Here is a 13,953-nt window from a genome sequence, read left to right as displayed (position 1 = left end):
AGATGAAGCAAAAAATAATGATCACCGGGGCGGACGGCTTTCTTGGGGCGAGAATTGCCGCATATTATGAAAAGCAATATGATGTGATCCGGGCCGGCCACAGCTCTTTGGATATAACGGATGAAGGGGCTGCGGCAGAATTCCTGAAGGGCATCAATCCTTTTGCAGTGATTCATTGTGCCGCCATATCCAATACCGGCATATGTGAGGAAAATCCGGGTCTTTCAGAGGCTGTGAATTTGAAGGGATCTGTAAATCTGGCCAAAGCGTGCAGAGAAAATGGCAGCAGGTTCCTTTTTATGAGCTCTGACCAGATTTATGCCGGCAGGAAACAAAACAGGCCCAATAAGGAAACAGATCCGGTACCGCTCATCCATGTTTACGGGATGCACAAAAAACAGGCGGAGGATGAGATCTTAGAGATTTTACCGGATGGGATATGCCTGCGCCTCCCCTGGATGTATGATTTTCCGGTGAGGGGTTTAAAGAGCAACAGCAATCTCCTGGTCAGCCTGTTAAATGCCATGATCCGGAACCGTCCTTATAAGCTTCCTGTTTATGATTACCGGGGGATAACCTGGGTCCAGGAGGTGGTGAAAAATATAGAGCCTGCCATGGAGCTGCCCGGCGGAATTTATAATTTTGGCAGCGAAAGTGCTTTATCTTCTTATGAAATCGGAAGGCATGTCCTTAGGCTGCTGGATAAAAACGGGGATAGGGGGGAACTTGTGATTCCGGATGAGGCCAGATTCGCGGACAGCCCCAGAAATCTGACAATGGATATCGGAAAGCTGAAAGCGCAGGGACTGGATTTTCCGGAAACAGCAGCAGGATTTGAGAAATGCCTCAAAGACAGTCCGGAGTATGTCAATGCTCTGATTGGATAAACGGTTGTAGAATTTTGTCGAATTTGAGAAAAAAACACATAGAATCATTGTCAAAACCGGTGGGAGTATGGTATACTCTTTCCGGTTTTTAATATATATGGCTTTATTTATAAGAATAACTAATCAAAAGAAGCTGTTTTACTGATAGATACGGCCGAAAACCGGTTAAAAACAATGAGGGAAAGCTTGGGAGTCAGGAGGACGGTTCCAGTGGTTCGATTTAAAAATTATGTAAAAGCGGAAAGTCTGAAAGAGGCCTTTGAACTGAATCAGAAAAAGAGCAGTATCATAGGTGGAGGTATGATGTGGTTAAAGGTGCAGAACCGGGTGAGGATGACACTTGTGGATTTATCCGGTCTGGGTCTTGATGAAATTGAGGAAACAGAAGAAGCGTTTTCCATAGGTGCCATGTGTACCCTTCGCCAGCTGGAAAAGCATGAGGGGCTGAACGCATATTTTAACGGCATTTTTAAGGAATGCACCCGTTCCATTGTGGGAGTCCAGTTCCGCAACGGAGCTACGGTAGGAGGAAGCGTATTCGGCCGGTTTGGATTTTCCGATATTCTTACCTGCCTTCTGGCGCTGGACACCTGTGTGGAGCTGTACCGGGGAGGTATGGTTTCCCTGGAGGAATTCTGCCGGATGAAGTGTGACAGGGATATTCTGGTGCGGATCCGGATCAAAAAGGATGGAAGGCGGGCGGCTTATGCCTCCCAGCGCATGTCTAAGACGGACTTCCCTGTGATCGCCTGCTGCGTGGCGAAAAAAGAGGGACATATTTATGTTTCAGTGGGGGCGAGACCTGGGAAAGCAGAGCTCGTTGTCCTGGAAGATAGAAAAGACCGTTTAAACGAAGCGTTTGCCCAATCGGCCTCAGAACATTTCCGCTATGGCACCAATATGAGGGGGAGTGCGGATTACCGGAAGCATTTGGCAGAAATATATATCAGAAGGCTCTTAAAAATACTGGATAAGGAGGGACGTTAAATGGAAATTGAATTCACACTGAACGGGAAATTGACCTATGCAAAAATCGCTGATGATACCACCTTATTCCAGCTTCTCCGAATGAAGGGCTGTTACAGCGTAAAGTGCGGCTGTGAAACGGAAAACTGCGGGCTTTGTACGGTTCTGGTCGATGGGAAGGCAAGACTTTCCTGTTCCCTTTTGGCAGCCAGGGTGAATGACTGTGAGGTGATCACTCTGGAAGGTGCGGAAAAGAAAGCGGAGGAGTTTGGAATGTATCTGGCCGGAGAAGGCGCGGAGCAGTGCGGTTTCTGCAGTCCCGGACTTATCATGAATGTACTGGCTATGGAAAAGGAAGAAAAGAACCTTGATGATGAAGAGATAAAGGAGTATCTGGCCGGGAATCTGTGCCGCTGCAGCGGTTACATGGGCCAGATGCGTGCGGTAAGAAAATATTTAAGCAGAGGAGCAGCACAGGAATGAACGATAAAATGCGTAACGTCAATACCTCTGTGAAAAAAAAGGATGCCAGGGCCCTGGTAACCGGAAAGCCTGTATATACCGATGATCTGGCCCCCAGGGACTGTCTGATCGTAAAAGTGCTCAGAAGCCCTCATGCCCACGCATGGATCAGGGAGATACATACCGAAAAAGCAGAAAAAGTGGATGGGATCGCCTGTATCCTGACCTATAAAGATGTGCCGGATAAGCGTTTTACCATGGCAGGCCAGTCTTACCCGGAGCCCAGTCCCTATGACAGGCTGATCCTGGATCAGAGAATGCGGTTTATGGGAGATGCGGCAGCCATTGTAGCCGGAGAAACGGAGGAGGCGGTGGATCGTGCCATGCGTCTCATTCAAGTGGAATATGAGGTTCTTGAGCCGGTACTGGATTTTAAACAGGCAAAGGACAATCCGGTGCTGATTCATCCGGAAGAAAACTGGAAGAGCCTCTGTCCGGTCGGAGCGGACAATAAACGGAATTTGTGCGCTTCCGGCGGGGAAGTACATGGAGATGTGGATTCTGTCTTAAAGCAGTGTGATTATGTGGTGGAACAGGTTTACCATACAAAAGCGAACCAGCAGGCCATGATGGAAACGTTCCGTGCCTATTCTTATCTGGATACCTATGGACGTTTGAATATGGTGGCTTCCACTCAGGTAACCTTTCACGTGAGAAGGATCCTGGCTCATGCCCTGGACATACCCAAATCCATGATCCGTGTTATAAAGCCCAGGATCGGCGGCGGCTTTGGAGCAAAGCAGACGGTGGTTGCCGAAGTGTATCCGGCGGTCGTGACAATGAAAACCGGAAGGCCGGCCAAAATGATTTTCAGCCGGTATGAATCCCAGATCGCTTCTTCCCCCCGCCATGAGATGGAAGTCCATGTCCGGGTCGGAGCAAATAAGGATGGAATCCTGCAGGCGATCGATGTATATACCTTATCAAATACAGGTGCCTATGGGGAACACGGACCTACGACGGTAGGGCTGTCCGGGCACAAATCCATTCCTCTTTACCGGACGCCGAAGGCCTTCCGTTTTGCCTATGATGTGGTTTATACCAACCGGATGTCTTCCGGAGCCTACCGTGGATACGGGGCAACCCAGGGAATCTTTGCGGTGGAATCTGCGGTGAATGAACTGGCGGAAAAAATGGGAATGGATTCCGTGAAAATTCGGGAATTAAACATGGTAAAAGAAGGGGACGTTATGCCTGCTTACTATGGGGAGACGTTAAAGAGCTGTGCACTGGACCGGTGTATGGCCCGTGCCGGGGAGATGATCCGATGGGATGAGAAATATCCGAGAGTGGATATGGGAAATGGAAAGGTCCGGGGTGTGGGTGTTGCCATGGCCATGCAGGGATCTGCCATCTCCGGCGTAGATGTGGCATCTGTGGAGCTTCGTCTCAACGATGACGGTTTCTATACCCTTTTGATCGGCGCTTCTGACATGGGAACGGGCTGTGACACCACGCTGGCCCAGGTGGCGGCTGACTGTCTGGAATGTGATATGGATCAGATCGTGGTCCATGGTACGGATACGGACGTATCTCCCTATGATTCCGGTTCCTATGCCTCCAGCACCATGTATCTGACCGGGATGGCCGTGGTGAAGGCCTGCAAGGAGATGCGGGAAAAGATCCTGAATAAAGGGGCCCAGTATCTTTCCTGTGAAAAAGAGTCCCTGGAATTTGACGGGAAAAGGGTTTACCAGCGGTCAGGAGAGCTGGAAATGTCCTTAAAGGATATAGGGAACAGGGTTATGTGCTTTAACGAAGAAATGCTGTCCGCAGGTGCCTCTCATACCTCTCCCGTTTCTCCGCCGCCGTTTATGGTCGGTATGGCTGAGGTGGAAGTCGATAAGGAAACCGGTGAGGTGGAACTTTTGGATTATGTGGCAGTTGTGGACTGCGGAACCACCATTAATCCCAACCTTGCAAGGATCCAGACGGAGGGCGGCATTGCCCAGGGAATCGGCATGGCGATGTATGAGGAAATCACCTATTCCCGGAAGGGGCAGATGCTGCAGAATTCATTTATGCAGTACAAGCTGCCTACCAGACTGGATGTAGGGGATATCCGGGTGGAATTTGAAAGCAGCTATGAACCGACCGGGCCCTTTGGAGCAAAATCTATTGGTGAGATCGTGATCAATACGCCCTCGCCGGCCATTGCAGATGCGGTGGCAAATGCGGTGGGAGCAAGGATAAGGGAACTTCCGGTCACAGCAGAAAAGGTGTACCGGGGGATGAAGCGGTAACGCGCCCGTTACTGTGAAAAAAGGGGCGGCAGCATGGTATGACCAGTGCTGCCGTCCCTTTCATATGATTTAATTTGTGAATATGGTTTTGTTTTATGGTTTTTTATTTATATGGTTTTATTTGATTTTTTCATATCCGGAATCTTCGATGGTTCCGTCGCTGTTGGTTCTGTAGTATTTATCATCTCCATCTTTAACGTTTGATTTGTTTTTTGCAAGTTTTCCGGATGTGCCGACTAAGTATTCTTTGCCGTTATATTCGACTACCTTGTATTTCTCATCCCTGTCAGCCTTTAACATTCTGCCCTGTACATAGATGCTGCTATCATAGATGCCATTGTAGCCGGCTCCCTTGCTGCTGCCGGACTTGCGGAAGTTGAAGGTATATTTTTCCCCGTCGATATCAATGGTGGTTTTGCCGGTTGCCATGGCACCTTCTTTTGGAGAGTTTCCGAAGCAGTAAACCTGGCAGGCTTCATCTGCTTCCGGGAAATCGTCTTCTGTTTTGATCTTTTTATAGGATTCCAGCTTTTTGTTGTCGTCGAAGGTCATCTTATAAATGCCATGGAGCATTTCGCCCTTGTCGTTGAACGCATATCTTAGACCGTTAATGGATTTGATCTGGCTGGTAACCACTTTCCCGTTTCCGGTGGCATAGAACCAGTATTCCTTGTCATCCTCGTAAGCATCCTGGTCGATATCCTCACTTGGAACGGTTTTAAACCAGCCTTTTGCCAGCCAGCACTGGGTTGGAAGATTGTAGTATTTCGCCTGGCTTGCCGATGAAGTCGAGGAAACAGTATCCGATTCGTACCATTCGTATTCAGCCGCACCGTTTTCATTGAAGTGGTACTTCCCCCCGTTGATGGTCTTATTGGCATCCTTGATCTTCTTGCCGTTGGAGCCGAAGTAGAACCAGTAGGTTCCGTCAAAGTTGTACTCATCATTTTCATCATCTTCTACATCGATACGCCGCCATTCGTTATTCGCCCGGGCACCGTCAGCGGAATTGCCGCAGTAGTAGATTCCGTCTTTCCATGCTTCCTCGCCGGTCACACGTTCTGAATCCTCATTCACCCAGCCGGACAGCAGCCTTCCTTCCGAGTCAAAGGCATAGTTGTGATAATCACCGTTGGCTACCCGGATGGACTTAAAGGATGTCTTGCCGGAAGAAGGAGCCTTGTATGCTTTGCCGTTGCTTCCAAAATAATACCAGTAAGTGTCCGGTGAATCCTCATCTTCATAATCCGAAGGGATTTCCCTCCATTCGTTGGTTACCATGGCGCCAACAGAATTAACATAATAATAACTGCCGTCTGATTCGATTACTCTGCTGGCTGCCGTATGCCCGTCGGAATCGAGGTAAAACCAGCTATCGCCGGATTTACGCCAGGCATCTGTCGCAAAATAGCCGTTGGAATCGTAGTAAACCCAGGTGTTATTTTCCTGGACCCACCCCTGTGCTGCAAAGGATGTCATGGAAGCACCTATTGTAAAAAGCGCAGCAGCGCAGGGAATCAGCCATTTCTTTTTCCTTAGTCTCATAATTCCTCTCCTTTCAAATGGTTGCTCTATCAGCGTTCTGCTGATGCCTTGACTTTAAACTATGGAGTGGGTCCAGGGTCAAGGAAAGTTAAGAAGGCGTAAGAATGCGTAAGAAATGAAGGCTGATTTAATAAAATCGTAATATTTCTTTAATTTCCTGATGGATGAACAATACCATCTTCATCCATGGAGATACCCGGAGACAAGTCCTCCATAAAACGGATGGCTTTTATTTTTTCCGCAGGAGAAGTTACCAGGTTTGTGCGGCAGTCCTTCTGAAGGGCAGGAATGAACTGCAGCTTTTCCAGACCGTTTACGGAGATGGTGGCTTCCATCAGGCCGGTAGCCAGAGTCCTGCTGTTGAACCAGAAATTTCCCAGGCTGTATACAATGGGGACGTTATGGTAATACTCAATTCCCTGAAGGACATGAGGATGACAGCCGATGACCAGTCCGGCTCCGTGGTCTATAAACCGGCGGGCCAGTTTCCGTTGGTCTTCCTCAAAGTAATTGGTACCTTCGGTTCCCCAATGTACGAATACCACCACGAAATCGCTGTTTGCTTTTGCGGTATCAATGGCAGCCAGGTAGACGTCCGGGTCATCGGTCCTTAAAACCCCGGGGCTTGTATCGGTGGCACCCTTTGTATAAACGGTGGCCCGTTCGATCTGCGTGGCGGAAACATAGGCGATTTTCATTCCTCCTGCAATAAAGTAGACGGCAGCCTTTGCTTCGTTTAAATCCCGGCCTGCGCCCACATAGGGCATATCTGCGCCGGACAAGGTGTCCAGGGTATCTGAGAATGCTTCGGGACCGTAGTCGTAAACATGGTTATTGGCGGCAGAAACGATATCCACGGAAAGTTCCTTTAGATTTTCCACCATAGAGGGGTCTGCCCGGAAAGCAAAAGGTTTCCCTGGCAGGGGAGCACCGCGCCTGCTGTAGGAAAATTCATTGTTGATCATCATGATGTCTGCGGCTGCCATGCGCTCTCTTATCTCCGGCATAATGCACTGGTTTAAGCCGCCCCGGGAATCATAGGCCGCCATATTGGCATAACCGTCTGCAAAGCTTATGTCCCCTGCAAAGGAAAGGCTGACCCGGCCCGGATCCGCGGATTCTTTGAAGTAAATGTGATGGGCTTTTGCGGTTTCAGGGGAATCCAGAAGGCCGGAGAACCGGTCTTTTAATACGGATAGGGAGTTGCCGGTTAAATCATACCAGAGCGTGTCCTCATAGGAACCGGATTGCAGGGCAGCATTCAGACCGTCAGTTAAATCTCTGCCATATTGGGATCCGGCCCAGATTAAAAAGTCCTCTTTTATGTCTGCCGGCAGCTTGTCCGCAATAGGGCCCGTATTATTATTTAAGACTTCATCTGCTGCGGAAGGAGTTGCCTTTGATTCTGCCGCAGCGGAAAAAGACGGGGGCTGGGAGACTGCCGTCCTGGAGCAGCCCATGAGAAGTGGGATGATAAGGGCCAGAATGAGGTTTGTTTTGTGGTTCATATGTTCCTCCTGATTTTATCTGTATGATTCCATCTTACCAGAACAGAGGGCAGAATGAAATAGAAAAAAGAGATGGGAAGCCCGATCTCTTATGCAAATATAATACCATAAAAACGACTTTTTTTCAAGGCTTGTAATTTCATCATTTCAGGCGTAAACTTGGTATTTATCAAAAGAAAGGAAGGTTTATGATGGAGGATGGGAAGTGGCTTGAAGCTGCAAACGACAGCCGGCAGCTCGCAAATGTAAGGGAAGCCAATGGCTATACGGAGAAGTTTGGTCTGACACTTACGGATGTAGAGGCAGCACTGCTCTTAAAGGAAAGAAAGGAAGTCTTAAAGAATCAGGAACGGGTGGAATTCGGAGAAGGCATTCTGCCGAAACTGATTTATGCATTCTGTGATTCTCCGTATATTTATCAGGATAATTATGTGGAGACGTTAGGAAGGCTTCAGGATATTTTTTATTTTTATAAAAATGAATCGTTGGATGAAATTACGGACGATGAGCTCATTGATTTTATGAAAGACCAGTTTGACGGACCATGCCAGGGGTCCCTGGATTATCTGGAAGATACCGGTTTGGAAACGTTTGCAAGAAGGGCGCGCTTCGGGTTGGGCCTGTATGAGGAAGAGGATGAGGATGAAGGATAGGGCAGAAGAGCTTCTGCCGATTGTTGCAGAATTGGCGGATAAATATACAGGGAAGGAGAGCACTTCCATAACTTATGAAAAAGCAAGACAGCTTATGGAGGCCGTTCTGTATTGCATCCATGAGTACGAAGAATATCTGGCTGAAGGGCAGGAGCTTCTTTCCCCGGATGGCCATCCGGATGCGAAAGCGGTCTATGGTCTGGGATATGAAATCGTACTTAGAAAAGTGAAAGAAACCCAGATCCTGTATAATAAAATAATACCGGATTTTAAATATTATGAAAACCGGTGTTATTACGAAACGTTTGTTAAGGGCATTCCTTCTTTTTTTCTGTATTATGATCCGCGTTTTCAACCACAGAATCACATTCTTACGCTGGATTACCCGGTTCTGTATCCAATTGATCCATTATGCGGAATTGATGCCGTCGGCGCCTTCGTTAAGTGTATCAGCCTGGAACAGGTTTTCCTTGGAAAATTGCCGGATGAGTATGTCCGGCATGTGCTTCGGGCCTATTCACCGGATTATGATGAGCTGTTTATAAATCTTGCCGCAGTTGTGCTGCGGAATATTCTGGGCTGCCGGATGGCTGGAAAGGGGGTCCGTACACAGGGATATACATGTAAGGAGCTGGAACAGTTGGCAGATTATGTAAGCCGGAAATCCGCAGCCTCATTGGAACAAAATATGAGGGGATTGGTTGATGAGCTTGTAATATCCGGATATGGTGGGGAGGAAGAATTGAGTGAGTATTTAAAGGCCGATCTGCATAATTACAGCTTTGAGCTGAAAAATGCAGTTGAAAACCAGCGCCTGGATTCCATTCTCGCCATATAGAATGATAAGCGGGGAGGGAATGTCTCCCTCCCCGTCAGTAAAACGTCTTTTCTTTTTAGAAATTGAATTCCTCTTCCCACTTAAAATCAGCGGATTCTTCCAGGCTTTTTGGCCAATGGCTGCACCATGCAGGAACGCGAGGATTTGAAACCCGGTCAAGGCTCGGAGTGTATGGTTTCAGATCAAGGACCGGGCTGTTGTCATCTGCATCAATATAGGCAAGGGTGACCGTTCCCTCTTCCCGGTTGATCCTGATCACCTCTGAAACCGATAAGGCAATGGGATTTGGCCTTTCCGGAGAGCGGGTGGCAAACGTTCCCATAACAGCGGGAGCGTGTTTATAGGGGGATCGTTCCTCCAGTGAGCTGCGGGAGGATTCGTTGTCACAGCCGTCGAACCACCAGAATACGTCAAGATGGCTGAAGCCTTCCAAAGACTGCAGTGCCGGAATATAGGTTTTATCAAGTTTTATTGTTTTCAGGCCATCGCAGGTAATAACTTTGCCAATGGGTCTTAATGATAATTCTTTCATGAAAATTGCTCCTTTTATTTTTTATTCCGGTACCGTTATCTCCATTGTAGCAGGTGTTTTTTATACTTCAATCCCTTTTTTAAAATTTTTCAAGATGGATATTTATACAATTTATCTGTATGAATATTCTGATTCTGCTGTCTCTGGTTCCGGAATTCACTTGGCTGGATTCCGGTATAGCTTTTAAAAACCCGGCTGAAATAAAATCCGTCCTTATATCCCACCAGTTCTCCGACCATCTGGATTTCCATGTCCGGGCTGTTTAAAAGAAGCCGTTTCGCCTCATTCATCCGTAATTTCGCCAGATACTTTGAAGGTGTTTCCCCGGCATATTTTTTAAATATTTTTCCCAGATACTCCGGCGTAAAGCCAAACTTTTCTCCAAGCTCCTGAAAGGAAATCTCCTGCTGGAAGTTTTCCTGGAGATAGGTCTCCAGCAGTTCGCAGATGGACCTCTGGTCCAGCCTGCTGTTACTGGAGCGGTATGAGTCCAGATCGTCAGATTCTGATTCCATGGTAATCAGAGTTTTATGTAAGGTTTCGGAGAGAGACTTTAAAGTCACCGGCTTCAGCAGATAATCCATAACCCCGTACCGCAGGGCTGACTGCGCATAAGAAAAATCGCTGTAACCGCTTAAAATAATGGTTCTGGTGCCGGGATGGTTTTTCTGAAGATACCGGGCGAGCTCCAGGCCGTCGCACTGGGGCATGCGGATGTCCGTAATAACCAGATCAGGGAAGTGTTCTTCGACCACAAGGATGGCATCCTTCCCGTTAGAAGCCTCACCGGCCAATGACAAAGGCAGGTTCAATGAGGTGATCTTCTTTATCAGATTCCGCCGGATCAGGCTTTCATCTTCCACCGCGATATATTTATAATTTGGGATGCTGCTCATAATATTCCTCCCTTGAACGGTATATAGGACCGCCTACCGTAAAAATTGTTTTCTGAGGCTGGGAATTATCAATCCGGAACACGGCCTGATCTCCGTATAGAAGCTTAAGCCGCAGATAGACATTTTTCAGCCCCAGGCCGCCGATCTGCATCAATTTTAATTCTTCATTTATATCCAGATTCCGGTACAGGCTTAAAAGTTCTTCTTTCTTTTCATCACTTAAAGCTCCTCCGTTATCTTCAATTCTGATTATCCAGGCTGCCCCTTCTATGGAAGATGAGATGTGAAGCTTCCAGGGAGGCGGTATCTGAAAGGCATATTTAAATGCATTTTCCACAATCGGCTGTGTTACAAGTTTGGGAATGTAACACTGTTTCGTTTCCTCGGCTATTTCCAGGGTATATTCCAGCTCGTCACTGAAACGAAGCTGCATGCACTCTAAGTATCTTTGGGAGTAAAAAATTTCTTCTTCCATAGGAACATACATTTCCCCGGAAGCGGATATATAGCGGAAGTAGTCACAAAGGGCATGGCACATATGGCTGATGTCTTCGTTCATCTTTTCTTCCGCCATTACGCTCATATTTGTCAGGCAGTTATAGAGAAAATGCGGATTGATCAGAGATTGTGTGGCCTGCAGTTTTGCACGGGTCTCTTCGGTCCGGGAGAGCAGGGCCTCCTGGGTGGTGGAACGCAGTTTTTCATACATGGTGCGGATGGATTCGCAGAGCAGGGAAAGCTCTTTGATATTGCTGTCCGCGGATGTTAAATTCACCTTTGTTTCATCCAGGACCCGGTTAATGGTGATTTTGCCGGTAGCCGCCGTCAGCTTCTGCAGGGGTATGGTCAGCCTTCTGGATATGTAAAAGCAGATGAGCAGGGTAAACAGGATGGACAGGCTCCCTGTGAGAAAAAAAATCAGCCGGAAGCTTTGGAGCTGCCCGTAGACAGCTATCCTTGGTTTTGCCAGTATAACAGTCCAGTCATAGGCGGGGATGGTTTGCCGGACAATTAAATATTGTTCCCCGTCACCGGCTTTTAACATTCTGGCTGTCTGCTCCGGAAGTCCGGCACTCATGACTGCGGAAGAAAAATCAGTATTCGCTGCCGGCCTGTTATAAGGATAAACCAGTTCCTGTCTGGAATTATAGATATAAACGGCGCTGTCCGGATTCTGGCTCTCCAGCTGGGAGGCCAGAGAAAAGATTTTCCCACAGTCGAAAACGACCTCTGCGATGCCTTCCGGTTGGCCGGAGGAATCTAAAAAAAGGCGGACGAGAGAGATGAATTTCCGGGACCGCTGGTTATCTCCTTTGGCAGGGAGGTCTTTGTTAACAAACGGAACGGTGATATATTTATGACCGTTTAAGGCCATGGTTTCTTCATACCACTCCTTTTCCTCCAAATTTACCTTAGTGGTCCGCTGGGCGTAGCCGGATTCCACACAGGAACCGTCCAGGGTATACAGATTGATGGCAGCCGCGCTTTGATAGGCTCCGATGATGGCCGTGATGATGTCGTGTATGGCTTCTATATGATCGCGGGAGGCCACCAGCTCCCCGGCTGTGATGTCTCTTTTCCGGTATATATCAGAAAACTCCTTAAAATTGGTCTTGACGGCATTGGAATAAACCAGATTCATGGAAATGGTAGAGATATTATCCAGTTGGATTTCTACAGAGTTTTTTACAGAAGCACACATATTTTCCAAATCCTTTGCGGCCTCCTCCAAGGTATTTTTCTGATAATGACGGTAGGTGAAAAAAAAGAAAATGCCCAGAAGACATAGGATAAAAAAACCGTAAATTACGAAAAGGTACATGTGTTGGGAATAACGTTTTGCCATTTTTTTCATGAATTGAACGCCTCCTTTGCAGTGATATTATATAAAATAGTTCAAAAAAATGCAATTGTAAGTTCTAAATTGTCTATTTTTTACGGGAGACAGTTGTGATATTATGTGATTATAACAAAGGAAACATATTTTATCGATAAAATAGAAGCAGTTTGAATGAAACAATGAGCCAAAAAGGAGAAAAAGCCATGAAAAAGAATATAAAAAAGATAATCGGCCTGACCCTGGCAGCAGCTATGGCTGTGGGGATGACAGCAGGCTGCAGCACTGATAAGAGTGCGGCAGGAAATGACGCAAAGAAAAGTGTGACGCTGACCTTTGGCAGCCATCAGAGCGGACTTCCGACTTCCGGCATCGTACAGGAGATTGCAAAGGACTTCGAGGCAGAGACAGGGATTAAAATAGATTTCCAGATTTCACCGGATGCCCAATGGAGGGATTTGATCAAAGTAAAGATGGATTCCGGGGAAGCGCCTGATATCATCTGTGTGGACACTCCGATCGGTCTGGCTTCCAGCCTTCATATGGATCAGTATTGTGTTGAGTTAACAGACCAGGAATGGGTAAACCGTATCGAAGAAACCACACGTGCAGCCGTAAGCGTGGAAGATAAGGTTTATGGAATCACCTTCCCGGGGGCGAAGATGTATTTCTATCTATATAACAAGGATATTTTTAAATCCTTAGGGCTTTCGGTTCCAACTACATACAGTGAATTTAAAGATGTCTGCCAGAAAATCAAAGATGCCGGCTACACACCGGTTTACGAAGCTACGACCAATGGCTGGCATCAGGTACTTCCATTATTTGAAACAGGCGGCCTATGGCTGGAGCAGGACCCGGACATGTATGAGAAGTTAAATGCCAATGAAATCGGTTTAGATGAGATTCCTTCTCTTCTGACCATCATTAGTCAGCTGGATGAATGCGCGAAAGCCGGATATTTCGGAGATGATTATTTAAGTAATGCATGGGAAAATGTGAAAGAAGCTATGGCGACAGAGCGCTGTGCCATGACCATCGCGGAACTGGGAATGCGCGGGCAGATCGAAAAGGAATTCCCGGACTTTAAGGCAACAGAAAAATTGGGGGCTTTTGTTATGCCCTGGGGAGACAATCAGGTTATCGGCGTAAACCCTGCAAGCAACGCTTATTTTATCAACAAAGACAGTAAACATGCGGAAGAAGCAAAGCTGTTTTTTGAGTTCCTGGCAAGGCCGGAAAACTTACAGAAGAGGCTGGATGGACAGCCGGAATTAAGCGCCCTCTGCTGGCCGGAAATCACAAGCAAATACACGGAAGAGGACCAGGCATTTCTGGATTCCTTAAAAAAAGCAAACGTTGTGCAGACATCCGTAAATTATATCGACAGCCAGTGGATGGATGTGGGAAAAGACTTAGAGGCCATGTATACGGGAGCTTCCACGCCGGAAGATGTGCTGCAGACCATGATAGACAGACGCAATGAGCAGGCGAAGCTGCAGAAGGATCCGGGCTGGGCGGAGTAA

12 protein-coding genes are annotated in these 13,953 nt (G+C 47.4%); 7 read left to right on the top strand and 5 right to left on the bottom strand.

Annotation, left to right across the window (positions count from 1 at the left end; all coding sequences use genetic code 11):
- Positions 1-2: 2 nt before the first annotated feature.
- The 4 genes from BQ9856_RS17650 to BQ9856_RS17635 all read left to right on the top strand — a co-directional run bounded on the left by BQ9856_RS17650 (position 3) and on the right by BQ9856_RS17635 (position 4,618).
- Positions 3-887, top strand: coding sequence for an SDR family oxidoreductase (locus BQ9856_RS17650; RefSeq protein WP_077612210.1), 885 nt, complete (start codon positions 3-5; stop codon positions 885-887).
- 210 nt (positions 888-1,097) lie between these two features.
- The gene (locus BQ9856_RS17645) at positions 1,098-1,874 is read left to right on the top strand and encodes an FAD binding domain-containing protein (RefSeq protein ID WP_077612209.1); all 777 of its coding nucleotides are present in this window, start codon (positions 1,098-1,100) and stop codon (positions 1,872-1,874) included.
- Positions 1,875-2,336, top strand: coding sequence for a (2Fe-2S)-binding protein (locus tag BQ9856_RS17640; protein ID WP_077612208.1), 462 nt, complete (start codon positions 1,875-1,877; stop codon positions 2,334-2,336).
- Between the two features lie 8 nt (positions 2,337-2,344).
- Positions 2,345-4,618 carry a xanthine dehydrogenase family protein molybdopterin-binding subunit gene (locus BQ9856_RS17635; protein ID WP_077613431.1) on the top strand — a complete coding sequence of 758 codons (2,274 nt, stop codon included), beginning with the start codon at positions 2,345-2,347 and terminating at the stop codon, positions 4,616-4,618.
- A gap of 117 nt (positions 4,619-4,735) precedes the next feature.
- On the opposite strand, the gene BQ9856_RS17630 is transcribed toward BQ9856_RS17635, so the two are convergent.
- Entirely contained in the window at positions 4,736-6,163 is a 1,428-nt protein-coding gene (locus BQ9856_RS17630; RefSeq protein WP_077612207.1) for a cell wall-binding protein, read from the bottom strand.
- 149 nt (positions 6,164-6,312) lie between these two features.
- A complete protein-coding gene (locus BQ9856_RS17625) occupies positions 6,313-7,671 on the bottom strand; it encodes a CapA family protein (protein ID WP_077612206.1) in 1,359 nt (452 codons plus the stop codon).
- 188 nt (positions 7,672-7,859) lie between these two features.
- On the opposite strand from BQ9856_RS17625, the gene BQ9856_RS17620 reads away from it, so the two are divergent.
- Both BQ9856_RS17620 and BQ9856_RS17615 read left to right on the top strand, forming a co-directional pair.
- A complete protein-coding gene (locus BQ9856_RS17620) occupies positions 7,860-8,324 on the top strand; it encodes a DUF6323 family protein (RefSeq protein WP_235839244.1) in 465 nt (154 codons plus the stop codon).
- Entirely contained in the window at positions 8,314-9,162 is an 849-nt protein-coding gene (locus BQ9856_RS17615; RefSeq protein WP_077612204.1) for a DUF6179 domain-containing protein, read from the top strand. The genes BQ9856_RS17620 and BQ9856_RS17615 overlap by 11 nt, the downstream gene beginning before the upstream one ends.
- Positions 9,163-9,217: 55 nt before the next feature.
- On the opposite strand, the gene BQ9856_RS17610 is transcribed toward BQ9856_RS17615, so the two are convergent.
- The 3 genes from BQ9856_RS17610 to BQ9856_RS17600 form a co-directional block, all read right to left on the bottom strand.
- A complete protein-coding gene (locus tag BQ9856_RS17610) occupies positions 9,218-9,694 on the bottom strand; it encodes an SAM-dependent methyltransferase (protein WP_077612203.1) in 477 nt (158 codons plus the stop codon).
- Between the two features lie 89 nt (positions 9,695-9,783).
- Complete coding sequence (locus BQ9856_RS17605) at positions 9,784-10,590, bottom strand: response regulator transcription factor (RefSeq protein WP_077612202.1); 807 nt, start codon at positions 10,588-10,590, stop codon at positions 9,784-9,786.
- Entirely contained in the window at positions 10,568-12,445 is a 1,878-nt protein-coding gene (locus BQ9856_RS17600; protein WP_235839243.1) for a cache domain-containing sensor histidine kinase, read from the bottom strand. The genes BQ9856_RS17605 and BQ9856_RS17600 overlap by 23 nt, the downstream gene beginning before the upstream one ends.
- A gap of 188 nt (positions 12,446-12,633) precedes the next feature.
- On the opposite strand from BQ9856_RS17600, the gene BQ9856_RS17595 reads away from it, so the two are divergent.
- Complete coding sequence (locus BQ9856_RS17595; protein WP_077612201.1) at positions 12,634-13,953, top strand: ABC transporter substrate-binding protein; 1,320 nt, start codon at positions 12,634-12,636, stop codon at positions 13,951-13,953.

This window comes from Clostridium sp. Marseille-P2415, from assembly GCF_900155545.1.
Lineage (GTDB): Bacteria > Bacillota > Clostridia > Lachnospirales > Lachnospiraceae > Lacrimispora.
The sequence above is the reverse complement of the archived record's forward strand: the minus strand, read 5'-3'. Positions and strand labels throughout refer to the sequence as shown.

What these genes read in the sequence shown, in the direction of transcription:
- BQ9856_RS17650 (WP_077612210.1), top strand. Translation starts at nt 3, where the DNA reads ATGAAGCAAAAAATAATGATCACCGGGGCGGACGGCTTTCTTGGGGCG.
- BQ9856_RS17640 (WP_077612208.1), top strand. Translation starts at nt 1,875, where the DNA reads ATGGAAATTGAATTCACACTGAACGGGAAATTGACCTATGCAAAAATC.
- BQ9856_RS17635 (WP_077613431.1), top strand. Translation starts at nt 2,345, where the DNA reads ATGCGTAACGTCAATACCTCTGTGAAAAAAAAGGATGCCAGGGCCCTG.
- BQ9856_RS17630 (WP_077612207.1), bottom strand. Translation starts at nt 6,163, where the DNA reads ATGAGACTAAGGAAAAAGAAATGGCTGATTCCCTGCGCTGCTGCGCTT.
- BQ9856_RS17625 (WP_077612206.1), bottom strand. Translation starts at nt 7,671, where the DNA reads ATGAACCACAAAACAAACCTCATTCTGGCCCTTATCATCCCACTTCTC.
- BQ9856_RS17620 (WP_235839244.1), top strand. Translation starts at nt 7,860, where the DNA reads ATGATGGAGGATGGGAAGTGGCTTGAAGCTGCAAACGACAGCCGGCAG.
- BQ9856_RS17615 (WP_077612204.1), top strand. Translation starts at nt 8,314, where the DNA reads ATGAAGGATAGGGCAGAAGAGCTTCTGCCGATTGTTGCAGAATTGGCG.
- BQ9856_RS17610 (WP_077612203.1), bottom strand. Translation starts at nt 9,694, where the DNA reads ATGAAAGAATTATCATTAAGACCCATTGGCAAAGTTATTACCTGCGAT.
- BQ9856_RS17605 (WP_077612202.1), bottom strand. Translation starts at nt 10,590, where the DNA reads ATGAGCAGCATCCCAAATTATAAATATATCGCGGTGGAAGATGAAAGC.
- BQ9856_RS17600 (WP_235839243.1), bottom strand. Translation starts at nt 12,445, where the DNA reads ATGAAAAAAATGGCAAAACGTTATTCCCAACACATGTACCTTTTCGTA.
- BQ9856_RS17595 (WP_077612201.1), top strand. Translation starts at nt 12,634, where the DNA reads ATGAAAAAGAATATAAAAAAGATAATCGGCCTGACCCTGGCAGCAGCT.